The 16,560-nt window shown below is 54.6% G+C and carries 16 protein-coding genes; 1 reads left to right on the forward strand and 15 read right to left on the reverse strand.

Annotated features, from left to right (window positions below):
* Positions 1–342: 342 nt before the first annotated feature.
* From BM181_RS08910 to BM181_RS08930, 6 genes are all read right to left on the reverse strand, one after another.
* Positions 343–1,704: a prolyl oligopeptidase family serine peptidase gene (locus tag BM181_RS08910; RefSeq protein ID WP_075444079.1), complete on the reverse strand. Its 1,362-nt coding sequence runs from the start codon at positions 1,702–1,704 to the stop codon at positions 343–345.
* A gap of 28 nt (positions 1,705–1,732) precedes the next feature.
* Positions 1,733–4,126, reverse strand: a complete 2,394-nt coding sequence (locus BM181_RS08915) for a glycoside hydrolase family 3 protein (RefSeq protein WP_075444082.1) — start codon at positions 4,124–4,126, stop codon at positions 1,733–1,735.
* Between the two features lie 21 nt (positions 4,127–4,147).
* Entirely contained in the window at positions 4,148–5,563 is a 1,416-nt protein-coding gene (locus tag BM181_RS08920; RefSeq protein ID WP_075444085.1) for a TonB-dependent receptor, read from the reverse strand.
* Between the two features lie 194 nt (positions 5,564–5,757).
* Entirely contained in the window at positions 5,758–6,279 is a 522-nt protein-coding gene (locus BM181_RS08925; RefSeq protein WP_371263027.1) for a BglG family transcription antiterminator, read from the reverse strand.
* Positions 6,192–6,401 (reverse strand): CAT RNA binding domain-containing protein, encoded by a 210-nt coding sequence (locus BM181_RS15770; RefSeq protein WP_371263026.1) that lies wholly within the window; start codon positions 6,399–6,401, stop codon positions 6,192–6,194. The genes BM181_RS08925 and BM181_RS15770 overlap by 88 nt, the downstream gene beginning before the upstream one ends.
* 204 nt (positions 6,402–6,605) lie before the next feature.
* Positions 6,606–7,253, reverse strand: coding sequence for a trimeric intracellular cation channel family protein (locus BM181_RS08930; protein ID WP_255449185.1), 648 nt, complete (start codon positions 7,251–7,253; stop codon positions 6,606–6,608).
* Positions 7,254–7,460: 207 nt separating this feature from the next.
* Here BM181_RS08930 and BM181_RS08935 point away from each other — a divergent pair, with 207 nt between their 5' ends.
* A complete protein-coding gene (locus BM181_RS08935; protein ID WP_075444088.1) occupies positions 7,461–9,431 on the forward strand; it encodes a methyl-accepting chemotaxis protein in 1,971 nt (656 codons plus the stop codon).
* 71 nt (positions 9,432–9,502) lie between these two features.
* Here the strand turns inward: BM181_RS08935 and BM181_RS08940 are convergent, their stop codons facing one another.
* The 9 genes from BM181_RS08940 to thiS all read right to left on the reverse strand — a co-directional run bounded on the left by BM181_RS08940 (position 9,503) and on the right by thiS (position 16,451).
* Positions 9,503–9,691, reverse strand: a complete 189-nt coding sequence (locus BM181_RS08940; RefSeq protein ID WP_075444091.1) for a hypothetical protein — start codon at positions 9,689–9,691, stop codon at positions 9,503–9,505.
* 19 nt (positions 9,692–9,710) lie between these two features.
* Positions 9,711–11,195, reverse strand: coding sequence for a putative sulfate exporter family transporter (locus BM181_RS08945; protein WP_075444094.1), 1,485 nt, complete (start codon positions 11,193–11,195; stop codon positions 9,711–9,713).
* 317 nt (positions 11,196–11,512) lie between these two features.
* A complete protein-coding gene (locus BM181_RS08950) occupies positions 11,513–12,469 on the reverse strand; it encodes a serine O-acetyltransferase (RefSeq protein WP_075444097.1) in 957 nt (318 codons plus the stop codon).
* A 160-nt stretch (positions 12,470–12,629) separates the two neighbouring features.
* Positions 12,630–13,859: an O-acetylhomoserine aminocarboxypropyltransferase/cysteine synthase family protein gene (locus tag BM181_RS08955; RefSeq protein WP_075444099.1), complete on the reverse strand. Its 1,230-nt coding sequence runs from the start codon at positions 13,857–13,859 to the stop codon at positions 12,630–12,632.
* The gene (locus tag BM181_RS08960; protein WP_033170738.1) at positions 13,856–14,110 is read right to left on the reverse strand and encodes a sulfurtransferase TusA family protein; all 255 of its coding nucleotides are present in this window, start codon (positions 14,108–14,110) and stop codon (positions 13,856–13,858) included. Before BM181_RS08960 ends, BM181_RS08955 begins: the two co-directional genes overlap by 4 nt.
* A complete protein-coding gene (locus BM181_RS08965; RefSeq protein ID WP_075444102.1) occupies positions 14,107–14,967 on the reverse strand; it encodes a 4Fe-4S binding protein in 861 nt (286 codons plus the stop codon). The genes BM181_RS08960 and BM181_RS08965 overlap by 4 nt, the downstream gene beginning before the upstream one ends.
* Positions 14,968–14,997: 30 nt before the next feature.
* Entirely contained in the window at positions 14,998–15,411 is a 414-nt protein-coding gene (locus BM181_RS08970; RefSeq protein WP_082336247.1) for a M67 family metallopeptidase, read from the reverse strand.
* A 12-nt stretch (positions 15,412–15,423) separates the two neighbouring features.
* Positions 15,424–16,245 (reverse strand): HesA/MoeB/ThiF family protein, encoded by an 822-nt coding sequence (locus tag BM181_RS08975; protein ID WP_075444105.1) that lies wholly within the window; start codon positions 16,243–16,245, stop codon positions 15,424–15,426.
* A complete protein-coding gene (gene thiS, locus BM181_RS08980; protein WP_033170735.1) occupies positions 16,242–16,451 on the reverse strand; it encodes a sulfur carrier protein ThiS in 210 nt (69 codons plus the stop codon). The genes BM181_RS08975 and thiS overlap by 4 nt, the downstream gene beginning before the upstream one ends.
* Positions 16,452–16,560 lie beyond the last annotated feature (109 nt).

Raw genomic sequence — 16,560 nt, forward strand, 5'->3', positions numbered from 1 at the left:
ATATATCCATTAGACATGAATCCGAATAAGATTGCTTTCAGCATGTTGGCCGGGTTGTATCTGATGCGTCCAGTGATATGTTTCGGAACATTTTTCAGATACTTCTCCAAGTCGATTCCCTCCATGAATCTGTCGAAAACCAACACTGGGTCGCAAATATCCAGATAATCTGAAATATATAGTGGCAAAATTGCCTGTTTTGATTTAGAATAGTTGGTGGTTGAAATTTTCATGTGGTATGTAAATTTTACCATAAAAGGCGGTCCGCCGACTCTTTTGAGTCAGCGGACCGCCTTTGTTACTAGGGATGTGTTATTTCACAGCCCCTTCTTTTTCCTGCCGTTATTTCCGCTTCTGCGCGGCCATCCACTGGAAGAGTTTTACAGTCTTGCCTCCAATGGTATCCTCGCATTCATCGTTATAGACGTAGATCCAGGACCAGTGGCCCATGTACTCATACGGAGTGCCATCGGCTTTCTTATACTTGCCGCTGGTGTCCACCACCTTGTCAAAGAAGCTGAAATGCACATCGGCACCAGCCTTTTTGAGCCGTGCTACCGTCGGTACTGCATAGTCCTTGGGCGGCAGCACCGTATCGGTCTTGGCCGCCGTGAACCATATCGGCGTCTTGGCGATATTCTTGAGATCCTTATCGGAAATCAGGCTGTCCTTGAGCCCTTCGCAGGTCGGGAAGGCCGCAGCAAAGAACCCTGGATTGTCGCGCACGAGCAGCATGGTCATATAACCGCCGTTGGAATCCCCGCCGACGTAAATGCGGTTCTCGTCCACATGGGGATGCTTGGCCACATAGGCCTTGATGCATTCCATCAGCGGCTCGGAATAGATGGATGTGCCATCGGCAAAGCCTTTATAGCCGTGCATCCAATAGGTTCTGGCCTGAGGAGCCAGCACATAGGCCCCGCCAAAGTATTTCTGGATGGACGCATCGGCAAACTGGGTGGCCTTGTTGCCCATGATGGGCAGAGACGGGGAATTGCCCCCCTCCCCCATGCCATGTAGCCAGATAATCAAGGGCTTTTTCTCATCCTTGTTCTTCAATTCCGGTTCATAGCTGGCATAGGGGAAGGAGTTGCGCACCACCAGCTCATGGTTGTAGTGGAATTTATCGGCCTGCGGACGGATATCCCCCTGATTGTTGTCCACCACCAGCTTGCTGCCATCGGTGATGGTATAATGAGGTTTTACCCAATTGTTCAGCATGGTATGCAGGTCGAAATTCAGCGCAGCCCCCAGCGTATCCGTAGGGCCTACGGCCATTTCCAACGTCACATATCCGCCACTTTCCACGGGATTGCCCTTAGCATCCGATACATAGGCCTTCGTTACCTGACGGTCACCCTCCAGATCTTTGTCCGAAGTCGATTCCGCCCCTAAAGAAATCGTCGCCCCCTGCTTTTCCCGCATGGCTTCGGCAGGAGTGATGGCCCCTTCGGCCAATTCCCGGCGCACATGTACCTTGAAGGTTCCCGTATTCACTTCGCTAGCCTTGACCGTGCGGCCCAGATCCACGATGACCTTGGACACGGACGGTCCCCAGTCAAAGGTTTCCGTCACGGTCTTATAGGACGGCTGCTGCGCCGGCACGGCCGCCAATGAAGCAGGCGTCCCCAACGCGAATACACCGGCGGCCATGACACCGCAAAGACTCAAACGTATCATCTGCTGAAGCTGTTTCCTAGTCATATCTTTCTCCCCCTCATAAAACCATTGCTCAACGTTTCAAAACCGGCACATCGTATTTAGCCGTGCGGCCATCCTTGATGACGCCCTTCCAGTTGAGGCCATAGGCGAAGTCATAGCTGTGGCCCTCGCTGTCCTTATAGCACTCCATATCGCGCGGGACATCCTCGCACTGCCCCTCGACCGTCACCATATCCTTCGGCTGCTGCATCGGCAACAGGCCCTGCGGCTCAGCCTTGCCCGTCAGGATATCGAAATAAGCAGCATCGCTGACGCCATAGCCGACGACGATAGCATCAGAGAGCGGCTCAACCTCGCTGAAAATCATGGGCTTCAACGCATGGACCATCGTGATGACCGACATCGGCTTGCCAGATTTTTCCGCACATTCGCGGCCGTATCTGACACTGTCGATATCCGTCGCATTCGTGATGCGGGCCGTCTTGCCGAAGTAGCTGCGGTTCTCGCCTTCATCATGGGCGATGGACTGCCGGCGGACGGCGGACGAATCAGCTGTATAGGTGCTGTACTGCAGCGACAGCGGAATGAAATTCCCCTTCTCATCGCAGCCAAGACCGTCAAACTGGTTGCCTACGTTCGTCGGATTGTCGATGACTGCCAGCACCATATCGGCCTTGGCTACTTCTGCTGGTGCCAGCCGCTTGATATCCGTGACGGCTGCCATCGGCTTGCCATCGCGGTCAACGGCTGTGAGCTCACCCACGGTATCGGTGACGACATGGAAATACTCCGCTGCCGTCTTGAGGTCTACGAGCAGGCTCCAGTTCGCCGGCGCATAGGTATGGAACGTCTTGTTCTCCATGGCCGGGCGATAGATCATCGGGATATAGACCGTCGGCTTGGCAGCCCCTGCCTCAGCCTTATGGATCACACCGCCCTTGTTCTTGAGCATGACGATGGACTTGAGCTGCGCCGCATAGCCTTTTGCCTTGTCCTGCGGATTGCCGACCTCACGGACGGTCTTGGCCACATCAAGATACGGATTCTCGAACAGGCCGATCTGGAAGATATTGCGCAGCAGGCGCACAGCCGATTGCTGGAACCGAGCATCCATGAATGCCTTGCCATGTTCCTTGACGCCCATCGCATAGGCGTCGAGCACCGGCTGCTTGTCATTGTTGCCGCCGAACTGGTCGACACCAGCCATCAAAGCCTTATAGTGACGCACGACCTCATTATCGTGCTCAACACCCCAGGCCGTCGAAATGCCCTTGCCCACTTTCTTCGGGATATCATGCGTGACACACCAGTCCGTGCAGATGACGCCATCGTAATGGTACTTATCGCGCAGCAGGCCGATCTTGAACTTGCTGAAGGCACTGCCGACTTTCTCGCCCAGTGAGCCATCATCGCTCCAGGCGATCGAATACGAGCTCATGACCGCACTCGGCATCTTCGTCTTGCCCGCGAGTCTGAGGCCGCCTTCCACGAAGGGAATCAGCTGCGTGTTGAACTGCCCGCCTGGATAGACCGCGTACTTGCCGTACTTCGAATGCGCCTCACGGCCTCCTTCGCCAACACCGTCACCTGGCCAATGCTTCATCATCGCATTGACGCTGTACTTGCCCCAGCCCATGTCCTTGCTATTCACGATGGTCGACTGGACGCCATCCATCGTAGCACGGGCCATGTCACGGGACAGTGCCGGATCTTCGCCGAAGGTGCCATAGTAACGCGTCCAGCGCGGGTCGGTCGCCAAATCGATTTGCGGCGAAAGCCCCGTGCCGATGCCGAGCAGGCGGTATTCCTTCGAGGAAATCTCGCCAAACTCCTTGGCAATCGACGGGTCAAAGGTCGCCGCGATGCCAAGATTGCTGGGCCAGCGCGATACGCCCCCCGTCACATCCTTGAGATACACACCGTTGCCGCGGGCATCGCTGCGCGGATCTGAGCTCGTGTTGGCGGGGATGGCAAAGGGCAAGCTTTCCGCATAGGCCTGCATGGCGTTATTCCACTTGGCCGTAACCTCATTGCTGGCCGTGCTGTCAGCATTGAGCACCGTACGCACATGGTCGTCCCGCAGCATCTTCCGCTGTTCGTCGTTGAGCTCTGGTTTGAGATTGCGCTGATGCATGCTGTAAAGCATCAGGCCGGCAATATCCTCCGTGCTGAGCTGGCGCGCCAAATCCTCCGCCCGCTCCTGGGGCGTCAGCCGCCAGTCCTCATAGCGGTCCAGCTTGCCATTGCGGTTCATGTCCTTGAAAGCCTTGCCATCGACAGTCAGTATCTTTACGCCAGAATCCGGCATAAAGCCCAGCTCAGCACCATCCTTGTTCTGGATCAGCGCATAGCCATCGGCCGTCTTGGTCTCTGTATACTCCACTGCCGAAGCTGCCTGCACCTGTGTACCAGCCATCGCCAGCATCAGGGCCACGGCCAAAGCTGCATTGCGTTTCTTATTCATGATTGGATTCCCCCTATCCCCTTAGAAGAACAGCTGCGCCTGGAAACGATAGAGATCCGAGCGTTTATCCGTATCGATTTCACGGCCCCAGGTGTAGAATGTGTCGAGCATGATGTTCTTGGCCGGCACGTAATTCACACCGAGGCGGATGAATTTCTCGTTGAGCCCGCACCAATCCGTGACCGTCGGCCAGGAAAGCGCTGGCTCATAGCGATAGGTTGCCGTGATGCCATAGGAGCCCGGCTTACTAAGATCTGCACCCTTGTACTGGACCTGCAGCCAGCGGCCCGGCTGTTTTGTTTTGGTACCCGCATCCGGATTGCTGCTGTCGCGCTTGGCATTGCTGTTGATAAGGCCGGCACGCACCTGCCAATTCTTATCAAAGACATGATGCCCATGAACAAAGTAGTAAAGGACACGGCCTTGATCCGGATCTTGATAACGGCTGGCCATAGCCGAACTGGACGAAAGGCCGAAATTGATGTCGTTCTTGTCATCGAACGGATAGAAGAACCGCAGGCTCGTGACCTGTTCATCCTCACGTTTGCCGCCCATTGCATAATCCCAAAGATCCATCTTGCCCGTCGTGAAGAAGGTCTTGAATTTCTTCTTGCCCTGGACGAGCTGGATGCCGGCGAAGTCGCAGTCGATGTCCATGCCCCAGCCATAGATATTCCACTCGTTCCATTTGCCGACCTTGACGTCAAGGCCCAGCTTCGGGAAGCGGCCCGTGACATACGGATCGATCGTGACGCCTGCATGGTCCTCATCGGGCGATATGCTCTTGCTGTCCTTGTTCAGCGCGCTGAAGGTGCCACGATAGCCCACATCCGCATGCGCCTGCCAATCCTCATTGATCTTATAGGTCGAGTTGACCGCAATATGGACCATATTGGCCCGCGTCGAGCGTGCCGTACCGCCCGCTCCATTGTCCTTCAGGTAATGGTCATTGCGCAGGCGCGCATAGCCGCTGATGGAAAGCTTGTCTGCCAGTGCTGCCGCTTTCTTGAGTCCTTCCCTCTCCTCCGGCGTGAACGACGCTTCACCCTTTCCGCTCGTTTCGCTCATGTCCATGGCATCGAGCTTGGCCAGCATACGGGCCTTCTTGATGTCATAGTAATACGCCTCATTGAGCTTCTTGAGCTCGGCCTGCTGGGCCTCGGTCATCGCCGCCTGATTCTGCATGGCGGCATCGACGATCATGGCCATCTCCATACGGCTCATGATGCGTCCCTCGGGAATCGCCAGCGTATAGTCTGGTACGACACCAGCAGAAATCAGGTCATTGACCGCGCCATAGGACCAGTCGTTTACCGGCACCTCTGACAGGAAGCCATTGGCGGCGGCCTCGCCAGTCACACTGCTGCCCAGTGCCAGCGCTGCCGAGACTACTGCGGCTCCTAACGTTCTCTTGCTTCTCTTCGTCCAATCTTTCATTTGTCTTCCTCCAAAATTTGAATTTCATGATACTCACTACATTAAATCTTGAAGGTTTGGCCAACTTAATGTCACCATCCAGCGGGGAATGCCTCCTGCTGACATGTCACCTCACTTTGCGCCGGAGCCTTGCCTGCGCTCTCCCCTAAAAGCATCGGCTCAGCTTCAGCCTGTATTTCTTATATGGGACAGGATCACTCCTGACTCTTGCGGATGATCTTGGCGATATGGATCATCAGATAGAACTGCTCATCGCCGCTTACCGCATAGCGGTACTTGCGCGCCAGGAAGGCTGCAATCTTCTCGACACATTCATGGGCGCGCTGGTATTTCTTCTGTACCATCGCTTCCATCTCTTCGTCCACGTCGTCCTGCGGCGGATTCACTCCACTGAACATCCGCTGCGCAAAGAATTTCAGATGTGTGACAAAGCGGTAATAGGGCAGGGAATCCTTGTCGAACTCGATGCCGCAGGTCCGCCGCACGATGTTGGAAATCTCTTCGATAAGATGCAAGATTTTATCAGCCATTGGCTGCTTGAGATCCAGCTGCGCATCGATGAGATGCATCGCGATGAAACCCGCTTCATCCTCGGGCATATCGACATCGAACTGCGCATCGAGCATCATCACGGCCTTTTCGGCCAGCGCAAACTCCTGCGGATAAAAACGCCGCGTCTCCCAAATATACCACGCCCCATAGCCACGACCTCGCAGCCATCCTCGTCGCTGGTCACGATTACATTATTGTTCAATATCTTTTTTATCAGCACGTCAAATTCCCCCAAGATTCCTGCGCCAGACAAAACAAAAAGGCAAAACAGTATAGCAATCCCCATTGCTAGATCTGTCTTGCCTTATCCATACCTATCATACTGAATCCCTCCAAAAATAGCACACGTATTTTCGAAGGTTTGGCCAACTTAATGTCACCATCCATACCACGGTCAAAAAATACAAAGTAATTTCAAACTAGAACCAAGTATATCACAGTCCACCAGCCTTGTCAAAATTTATTCTATAATGATTCTCAAGCCTTCTGCTCAACGGAACCGGTTGGGCCGCGGATGGAACAGATGCCAGCCGTAATACAGGGCACTGAACCGCAGGCCGACCACAATCACAAAACAGAGCCAGGCCATGCCTGGCAGGCCGATATACGGATAGAGCAGGCATGAGATCAGCGCGCCCACCAGTGAGGCCGTCGCATAGATGTCCTTATAGAGCACCACCGGCATACGCTGGGCCATGATGTCGCGCAGGATGCCGCCGCCCACGGCCGTGATGACGCCGAGCAGCACCGGCAGCAGATACGGATTGCCATTTTCGTGGGACAGCCCCGTGAGCATGCCCGTGATCGTGAAGGACGCCAGCCCGATCGTATCGCAGATATTATATAGCCATATGATATGGCGCTTGCCGCGATGCGAAACCCAGCCGGCTGAATACAGCCAGCTGACAAGCGCCGCAGTCAACATCGCGAGGACAAAATCCGTGATATTACAAAGCGTCACCGGCGGCGTGATGCCCGCCAGCACATCGCGCACCATGCCGCCGCCCACAGCGGTCAGCAGGGCCAGCACGATCACGCCGAACACATCCATGCGCTTCTCGATAGCCACCATTGCTCCCGATACAGCAAACGCAATAGTGCCCATGATATCAAAAATCTCCCAAGTCAAACTCTCCAAAATCCTGCCATCCTCTCGCTTTTATCTCCCCACTATCGTACCGCAGCGGCTCCGCCGCCGTCAATACAGCCGGCAACTCTGCTGGTAAAAAACCGAAATATTCCTTGCGCTCTGCTGCTTTCGCAGCAGGATTTCATCCCTTTTTAACGAATACGTAAATATGCTTGTTAGGAAACGATCACTAGACAAATTGAAAGAGGGATACGTATGGGATTAAAACAAAAATTCATGATACTATCCGGTATCATGGGCCTGCTGATGGCAGCCGTCTCAATCATCGGTTACTTCATGGCCAGCAGCGATCTGCAAAAAAGCGTCGACAGTGAGCTGCGGGCCACCGTTTCGCGTGAAGCCATGACACTTGACGGCTGGCTGCGCGAGAAACGTGCCTTCGGCGAAGCCACCACGAACTACATGACCAGCCTCAACGGCAATTATGCGGTCATGCACAACAAGGAAACGCTGGGTACGACGATTTCCGATAAGGAAATCCTCGAAATGACCGGTGGTACCGAAGATGGCTGGTGGATGGGCTTCTACACGGGCGACAAGACAGGCAAGCGCGATCCGCGCGAGCGTCCCTGGTATAAAGAAGCAAAAGCGCAGGACAAAGTGTTGTTCACGGATGCCTATATCGCGGCCAGCACCGGCAAGCTGGTCGTATCCGTAGCCGCCCCTGTCAAGGCTGATGGCAAATTCATCGGCGCTACCTGCGTCGATATCGCACTGGATGCCCTGGCAGAGCAAGCCAACAAGATGAAATACCACGGCGAAGGCGCAGGTATCATCATGGAAAAAAGCGGCAACATCCTCGCCACCTCCGGTGCTGGCGAGCAAATGAAGAGCTTCAAAGATATCGACGGTCTTGGCAGCCATTTCGACGAAATGGTCAAGAACGGCGAGGGGTATTTCGAAGCGACGATTAATGGCGAGTCAAAAGTCTTTGCCTACCAGACCGTGCCCTCCACCGGTTGGATCATGGGCATTTCGGTGCCGACTTCCTTCGTCTTTGCCTCGCTTAGCCACCTGCGGCTGGTATTTGGCATCCTTACCATCATCGGTTTGCTGCTGGTCTCTCTGATCTGCCGCAGCTTCGCCCTTCGCATCGTCGATCCTGTCGGAAAGCTTGAAGCCCATGCCTCGCAGATGGCCGAAGGCAATCTAGCCATCGATGCCCTGCCGATAGAGTCTGCTGATGAAATCGGCTCGCTGACAAAAGCCTTCAACACTATGAGCAGCAATCTGCGCAAACTCATCGCTCAGATGGCAACAACAAGCGAGCAGGTCGCAGCTTCGTCGGAGGAGCTCACAGCCAACGCGCAGCAATCGGCTGACGCCTCCGTGCATGTAGCGGAAACCGTCGGCGAAGTTTCCATCAGTATGGAAAAGCAGCTTAGCGATATCGACGGTGCCAAGAAGAACGTCGACGAAGTCTACGCCGATGTCTCTGCTATGGCGGATAAGGCCCGCACCGTCACTGAAACCTCCAACCAGACAGCTGAAGCTGCCCAGAAGGGATCACAGCTCATGGAAAACGCCGTGAAACGCATGGGCAACATCGAGCAGAGCGTCATGGCCTCGGCAGAAGTCGTCCAGAAACTCGGCGAGAACAGCAACCAGATTGGCCAGATTGTCGAGGCCATCTCCTCGATTGCCGAGCAGACCAACCTGCTGTCGCTCAACGCCGCCATCGAGGCTGCACGCGCAGGCGAGCATGGCCGCGGCTTTGCCGTCGTCGCAGAAGAGGTACGCAAGCTGGCCTCCGAGTCGCAGGAATCAGCAGAGCAGATCAAGGCACGCATCGCCTCCATCCAGAATGATACCTACGAAGCTGTCAAAGCCATGCAGAACGGCAAGGACGAAGTCCAGTCCGGCACGATGGCCATCCGCGAAGTCGGCGAGCAATTCGAGGGTATCCTCACGATGGTCAACGGCATCAAGACCCAGATGGATGAGATCAACCGCTCGGTAGAAACCGTTGCCCAGGGCACCGGCAACATCGTCAACGCTGTCGACTCCATCGACACCATCAGCCGCAAGACCTCGGAGAATACCCAGACCATATCGGCAGCCACCGAAGAGCAATCCGCCTCGAACGAAGAGATTGCCGCTGCCTCCCAGGCCCTGGCTCATATGGCTACTGACATGCAGACAGCCATCGGCAGATTCAAGATCTGATATGGCCTTCCATCAATGACAGAAACGGGCAATCCCCTAGGGATTGCCCGTTTTTTGTACCCACAATCCGCTCAGCTGCGGAAAGCATACAGGAACACAGCCAGTAGCACCAGCCCCAGTCCCAGCGATATCCCGCAGAGTTTCACCTCAACGGAAGAAAGATCCGTCCATTCTTCGTTCTGCTGGACAAGTTCCGGATGTTCTTCATAACTGCTGGCTTCTATCGCTGCAGTTCTATTCTTGATGGCAAGATCACTCATGATATTTCATCCTTTCTATTTACGAAGCAACCACCGGCGGCAGGATGCCATGGTAGAACAGATACGAAATGCCAAGGCCTACCCAGAGGATAAAGCCGAATAGCGCAAGGGCATAGACGCCGACGATGCGGCCAAGTCCTTCGGCCCAAAGCTTGCGCACATTGGTAATGAGGCCGATGGAGAAGAAGCAAAGACCAAAGAAGATACTGCGCAACAAGTTGGCCTGTCCGGCACCAGCCCCAGCGGCTTTTACGATATCGGGATTCGTGATACCCCAGAGGAACACACCACCAAATACCACGAGAAAACCAATCAGGAATTTCGGGAAACGATCGCCAATCTCGCGGAAGGAAACCTTGTAGGATTTACCTTCGCTGCGTTTGGTGCCGATCTGATAGACAGACCAGACAACAGCCAGCACGAAGGCCCAAATACCGATAAACACATCGATGAACACCTTCGCCGTAGTGGCCGCCATCAGCGTCCAGCCCTCCTGATAATTCACGCCATACTCAGCCAAGGCTTTAGCGCGGATCAGCGAATCGGTGATGGCCCCAGAGGCAATGGCACCGCCATCACTCTTGACGGCCAGGCCCATCCAGGCGCCAGCCACCAGCGGATCATCCGCAAAAAACGTGGTGGCAATCCACGGCAGGATCAATAGCTCCACCGCTACGAATACGATAATGACCGAAGAAAGCACCGTCGGCACGATTGCTCTGGCCCGAATGGCACTGCCCGTGGCAATCGCAGCGGCCACACCGCAGATGGAAATCCCCGAAGCCATCGGTGCCGCCCATTCCGGCGTAAACTTGAAGAACTTGCGAGCAATGATATAAACGACTGGCCAGTAAATCAGATACGCTTCAACTACCGCGCAGATACCGCGGAAAATAACGGTACTCGCCAGCCCCATCGCACCGACTGTCTTTATGGCAATTGTCATGCCTAAGATAACGATACCTGTTTTGATATACCACTCCGGCTTGGCAGCTGTGGACAGGAAGGCCGCGGCCTTCGGAAAGAAATTCCCGATGATAAGGCCAAGCACCAAGGCAATGACAAAGCCTAGTTCACCGAGCCCCAATGACCAGCCGATGCCAAACTTCTCCAGATTGTTCGGCGTAGCTGCCAAATAGGCAAAGTTTCCCGCAGTATTAGCAGCCACTGTTACCCAGTAGAGAATCGTAAAACCGGCCACAAAGCGCTTGACCGAACTTCCCATGAAGTACGCTCCCGCCGTCGTGAGGATGAGCAGGAACAAATATGTCGCCAGCATCGAGCCAAAGCCCCCGAGGAAAGCAAATTCCTTGGAATTCGGGGCCACGGCCTTGCCGATATCCGACCAGACATTGTACTTGGCGACCCATCCCAAAAGGTCAACACCTGCTGCCTGTCCTGCCCCCAAGGCAACGATCAAAAGCCCCAGCCATACGGCCCACCAATCTTCACTCTGGAAAAAGCCCGGCTTCTGTACGAGCAGTTCATGTGGTTCTGCCGTCATACCAATCAGCTCCTTTCTTACCAATTAACCCTGACAAATAATAACGATAAGTGCGAATAGAAACAAAAAAGAGGTTCCAAGGACATAGCCAGCCCAAAGCTGTATGTCCTTGGAACCTCCAATTTTTTGGTCAGTTCCTATCGTTGTTGATACTATATCATATTATACATACATAGTCAATATGTATAATATGAATATTTTGTTCTCCTTTATGCGCGAAGTTTGCGGATTCAAATTCGCGGCAACGCCTCGCCCCCACTCCTCAAAACTATAAACTCCGCTGGCCCCATACCGAGCCAGCGGAGTTGCTTTTCCTCTTAAATTACATAGAACCAAGCCGCATCGGGGTCTGCTTCTACTTCCTGTATCTCCCGGCGCCCCTGATTGTAGCGAAGCTCCTGATTCTTGACACTGACCTTCGTATCCGGTGCAATGGACTTCGTCAAAAATACATTGCCGCCGATAACCGAACCGCAGCCAATGACTGTATCGCCGCCGAGGATCGATGCTCCCGAGTAGATCGTCACATGGTCCTCGATGGTCGGATGACGCTTCTTGTTGAACAGCTTGCGTCCCCCCGAAGTCGACAGCGCCCCCAGCGTCACCCCCTGGTAAACCTTGACGTGTTCGCCGATTTCCGTGGTCTCGCCGATGACGATGCCCGTGCCATGGTCGATCATGAAGTATTTGCCAATCTTTGCCCCTGGGTTGATATCGATGCCTGTCTTGCTGTGGGCCAGCTCCGTCATGATGCGCGGTATCACCGGCACACCGAGCTCATAAAGCACATGGGCAAAACGGAAAATCGTGATGGCATAGAGCCCCGGATAGGCAAAGATAATTTCATCGGCACTTTCGGCCGCAGGATCGCCATCGAAGACCGCCTCCACATCAGTGGCCAGATATTCGCGGATTTCCGGGATGCGGCGCAGGAATGCCAGCGTGATTTTCTGGGCCTCCAGCCGCGTCGCCTCCAGTTTTTCCTCATCGGGATGTTCCCCATAGCGCAGGGCAATGGCAATCTGCTTGTTGAGGCGGAAAGCAATATCCTCGATGACCATCGAAAGGTTGTTGCGGATGTCGTAAATGCGGTAGCTCTTATCCTTCGTAAATCCGGGATAGGCCACCCTTACGAGTTCCTGGATCAGTTCATAGATAACCTTGGTATCGGGCTGGTTGAACACGTCCAGCTTGTCAATATGCCGCTTCTTATCATAGTCGGCAATGATTTCCCGGGTAATGTCATGTATCTCCGTTGAAATAAGTTCCTTCATATCAGTACCTCTTCTGGTAATATCGTTTTCTATACAAAAAAGGTTCCAAAACCTGACCAAAACAGGATTCGGAACCCTTTGATTTGTCCATGCATTGGATTCTTGTTTCATGGTAGCATACAGACGTATATCTGTCAATCAAAACCGTTTCATAGCCCCCTCATGACTCAGCCAGCTTCGCCAGCGCCTGCCCAAAATCCGCCAGCAGATCCTCCGCATCCTCCAGACCAACGCTTATGCGTACCAGGTCGCTGGTGACACCGGCATAGTCCTTTTCCGCCTCACTGGCATGGGCAAAAATCGTCGAAGCCGGATGGACGACCAGCGTGCGGGCATCGCCGATATTTGAGACATTGAGCGCATAGTTCAGCGCGTTGATGAACCGGTACGCTTTTTCCTTGGTGCCGAGCCGCACGGTCAAAAGCGTGCCGAAATGTTTGCCAAACTGCTTGGCCGCCGTCTCATGCCAGGGACTGTCAGCGAGGCCCGGATAATTGACCGCCAGTCCCTGGGCCTGCAAAAACCTGGCCAGTTCCCGCGCATTCGTACAGGCCCGATCCAGGCGCAAGGCCAACGTATCAAGCCCGATGCCCGTCAGATAGGCATTAAACGGCGCCATACAGCCACCATAGTCGGTGACCATGCGCATGCGCAGCCGCACGCTAAAACTCATGGGGCCGAACTGGAACTGGCGGAACTTCGGAAACCGCGCCGGGTCCCACTTGAAACGGCCGCCGCTGATGACGATGCCCCCCACGGAATTGCCATTGCCATTCAGCGCTTTCGATGTCGAATGGATTACGACATCGGCGCCTAACGCGAGCGGCCGGCAAAGATAGGGTGTCGTGACGGTGTTGTCCACAAACAGCGGAATATCATAGCTGTGCGCCAGCTTTGCCAGTGCCTCAATATCCACCACATTGAGTTTTGGATTGCCGATGGTCTCCGCGTAGATGAGCCGCGTACGCTCCGTGATAAGCTCCGCAAAATCAGCCGGCGCATCCCCCTTGGCATAGTGCACCCGAATGCCAAATTCGGAAAGATCCCGGAAAATCGAACTGGTGCCGCCATAAAGGCCCCCCGAGGCCACAATCTCATCCCCTTGAGAAACGACATTGAGTACTGCCTGGGAAACCGCCGCCATACCCGAAGCACAGGCCACAGCGCCGACACCGCCCTCCAGGGAGCGGATGCGCATCTCAAAGCTGGCAATGGTCGGATTGCCCACCCGGGTGTAGACAAAACCGGGCTTACGCCCGGCAAAGATCTTTTCCATATCTTCGGCCGTTTCCTGATAAAAGGCCGTACTCTGGTAAAGGGGCTGCGTCACAGCGCCCGTAGCTTTATCGGGGCCAAAGGAATCGTGTAGCAGCCGGGTCGTGAATCTCATAACTCCCGCCCACCTTTTTGCACGACGAGGTCATAGGTGCCATCGGCGGCCTGGCTGACCGACAGGACCTTATGCCCTTCATCTTTCAGGCTGCGCGGCACGTTCTGGATGGGCTCGCCTTCATTGAGATGAACGCCCAGGATCTGCCCATCGTCCAAATCTTCGAGGGCCATCTTGACCTTCACGAACGTAATCGGACAAACGACATCGGTGATGTCAATCGTATCATCAATCTTCCATGCTTCACTCATAATACTTCCTCCACTGCCTGCTCAAACTTCTCCCAACCCACGCGGTCCAGGCAATTGGCAAACCGCTCGCTGGGCTTCGCGTTGTCCTCAAAGAATTTCAAGGCGACATCGACAATCTCGTAGAGTTTCTCTTCATCAAAAATAATCGGCAGGAAATGACGGCCGACGGCAATGCGGTTGCCATAGAGCCCGCCAAACGAAACGACAAAGCCATTCTCGCCCGTCCAAGCATCGGTGGGGCAGCTCTTGATGCACTTGCCGCAGTAAACGCATTTCTCTAAAGCCAGCGTCAATTTCTTGCCCCCCTTATCCACTTCGATGGCTTTCTCGGGACACACAGCCCCACAAACACCACAGTAGATACAAGCATCCGATTTCCACTCAGGACGCACGCCGCCCTTGATGCCCATATCGTTTTCCTCGGCTTTCAAGCAGTTGTTGTGGCAACCCGTGAAACCGAACTTAAATTTATGGGGCAGCTCGCGGCCGCCATAGCGCTTATCAAATTCATTGGCCAGCTTGACCGTATCGATGAGACCGGAGGGGCAGACAGCCGCTCCCTGGCAGGCCGTAATCGTGCGCACGCGCGGGCCGCAGACGCCTACCTCCACGCCGCCTGCTTTCAGGGCTTTCTTGACGTCATCAATATCCTGCACGTTGATGAAAGGGATTTCGATGCCCTGCCGGCTCGTCAGATGCACATAGCCCTGACCGAACTTCTCCGCCACCTGCTGCACGGTGGCCAGCTGGGCCGCCGTAAAGTGACCGCCCACGGACTTGAGGCGCATGGAAAAACGATCCTTCTGTCTCTGCCGCATGAAGCCGCCCTTTTTGAGCTCTTTATAATCAACTGCCATCGTAATTCCTCCTAAATATCACACATATCATCAGCGAATCCGCAAATCTTCCTTCGTCACCACTTTATCGCGGCTGACCTGGAAACTGTTGAGCACCGGCTCACCGCCATTTAGGGATAAAATAAAATAGCTTGCCTGGGTATCGAAGGCCAGCCGCTTGTCCTCCTCACTAGGGCGGGAGGGACTGGCTGGATGGCTGTGCCAATTGCCCAGGAGCACGAGGCCCTGCTCGCGCAGTTCCTTGACCGCCGCAAACTGCTCCTTGGGGTCCAAGGAAAAATGCTCTGCGCTTTGGTCGGTATTCGTCAGATAAAAGACCTTCTCCACTTTCTTGACATCGCCTTCAATCCGGCCGCCCAGCAGCCCGCAATCCTCAATGGGGGCTGTGGCGCGGGCATGACGCACCATTTCCAGATAATCTGTTAATCTCAGGTCAATCACCATCGCACTCCCTCCTTAATGATTGCGCAGGTCGCAGGCCGGCTGCTCATAGTCGACGAGCTCCGTGATGGTCGGATGATCGCCGCAGACCGCGCAATCGTGATTGTGCGGAATCTTGACCTTGCGGAAGGTCATGGTCAGCGCATCATAAGTCAGCAGATAACCATTGAGCAAATCGCCGACACCGAGGATATACTTGAGGGCCTCCGTTGCCTGCAGGGTGCCAATGATACCGCCCATGACACCGAGCACGCCTGCCTGGCGGCAGGTGGGTACCGCGTCCTTCGGCGGCATTGCCGGGAATACGCAGCGGTAGCAGGGCCCCTGTCCCGGCACATAGGTCATGAGCTGTCCCTGGAACCGAATGATTCCCGCATGGGAGTAAGCCTTCTGTTCCATGACACAGGCATCGTTGATCAGGAACTTCGCCGGGAAATTATCCGTGCCATCGATGATGAAATCGTAATCCTGGTCCCGGATGATGTCGCGGATGTTGGCCGAAGTCACCAGCTCATTGTAAGTATGTACCGTTACATCGGGATTCATCGCGGCAATGGTCTCCTTGCCCGACTGGATTTTGGGCTTGCCCACATCCTTCGTCTGATGGATGATCTGGCGCTGCAGATTGGAAAGGTCAACCACATCGAAATCCACCAGGCCAATCTGGCCAACGCCGGCGGCAGCCAGATACATGGCCGCCGGGGCACCAAGGCCGCCAGTGCCGATGACCAGCACCTTGCCTCCCAGCAGTTTTTCCTGGCCCTTGCCGCCCACCTGCTGCAGGATGATATGGCGGGAATAGCGCTCAATCTGTTCATTCGTCAAGCTGACACTCATCTTGCACCGCCTCCCATGAAGTACAGGAATTCCACCGTATCGCCATCTCCCACAAAGGTATTGTCAAAACCCGAATGATCCACGAATTCCCCATTCAGCTGCACCGTTACATATTCCGGCTGGTCGGCCTTTGCCACCACCAGCAGTTCTCTTACATTGATGGATTTCTCGATTTCCAGAGCTTCGCCATTGACCGTCAGTTTCATTTTCTCTACCTCCACGTACTAGAAAAAGCCTATGAGAAACGCCAAGTTATCCATAAATACACCTCGTGAAAAGATTCCACAGTGGTGTTCCATGCCCTGAGCGTTTCCC

Source organism: Pseudoselenomonas ruminantium, from assembly GCF_900113715.1.
Classification (GTDB): Bacteria; Bacillota; Negativicutes; order Selenomonadales; family Selenomonadaceae; genus Selenomonas_A; species Selenomonas_A caprae.

What these genes read in the sequence shown, in the direction of transcription:
- BM181_RS08910 (WP_075444079.1), bottom strand. Translation starts at nt 1,704, where the DNA reads ATGACTAGGAAACAGCTTCAGCAGATGATACGTTTGAGTCTTTGCGGT.
- BM181_RS08915 (WP_075444082.1), bottom strand. Translation starts at nt 4,126, where the DNA reads ATGAATAAGAAACGCAATGCAGCTTTGGCCGTGGCCCTGATGCTGGCG.
- BM181_RS08920 (WP_075444085.1), bottom strand. Translation starts at nt 5,563, where the DNA reads ATGAAAGATTGGACGAAGAGAAGCAAGAGAACGTTAGGAGCCGCAGTA.
- BM181_RS15770 (WP_371263026.1), bottom strand. Translation starts at nt 6,401, where the DNA reads ATGGGGATTGCTATACTGTTTTGCCTTTTTGTTTTGTCTGGCGCAGGA.
- BM181_RS08935 (WP_075444088.1), top strand. Translation starts at nt 7,461, where the DNA reads ATGGGATTAAAACAAAAATTCATGATACTATCCGGTATCATGGGCCTG.
- BM181_RS08940 (WP_075444091.1), bottom strand. Translation starts at nt 9,691, where the DNA reads ATGAGTGATCTTGCCATCAAGAATAGAACTGCAGCGATAGAAGCCAGC.
- BM181_RS08945 (WP_075444094.1), bottom strand. Translation starts at nt 11,195, where the DNA reads ATGACGGCAGAACCACATGAACTGCTCGTACAGAAGCCGGGCTTTTTC.
- BM181_RS08950 (WP_075444097.1), bottom strand. Translation starts at nt 12,469, where the DNA reads ATGAAGGAACTTATTTCAACGGAGATACATGACATTACCCGGGAAATC.
- BM181_RS08955 (WP_075444099.1), bottom strand. Translation starts at nt 13,859, where the DNA reads ATGAGATTCACGACCCGGCTGCTACACGATTCCTTTGGCCCCGATAAA.
- BM181_RS08960 (WP_033170738.1), bottom strand. Translation starts at nt 14,110, where the DNA reads ATGAGTGAAGCATGGAAGATTGATGATACGATTGACATCACCGATGTC.
- BM181_RS08965 (WP_075444102.1), bottom strand. Translation starts at nt 14,967, where the DNA reads ATGGCAGTTGATTATAAAGAGCTCAAAAAGGGCGGCTTCATGCGGCAG.
- BM181_RS08970 (WP_082336247.1), bottom strand. Translation starts at nt 15,411, where the DNA reads ATGGTGATTGACCTGAGATTAACAGATTATCTGGAAATGGTGCGTCAT.
- BM181_RS08975 (WP_075444105.1), bottom strand. Translation starts at nt 16,245, where the DNA reads ATGAGTGTCAGCTTGACGAATGAACAGATTGAGCGCTATTCCCGCCAT.
- thiS (WP_033170735.1), bottom strand. Translation starts at nt 16,451, where the DNA reads ATGAAACTGACGGTCAATGGCGAAGCTCTGGAAATCGAGAAATCCATC.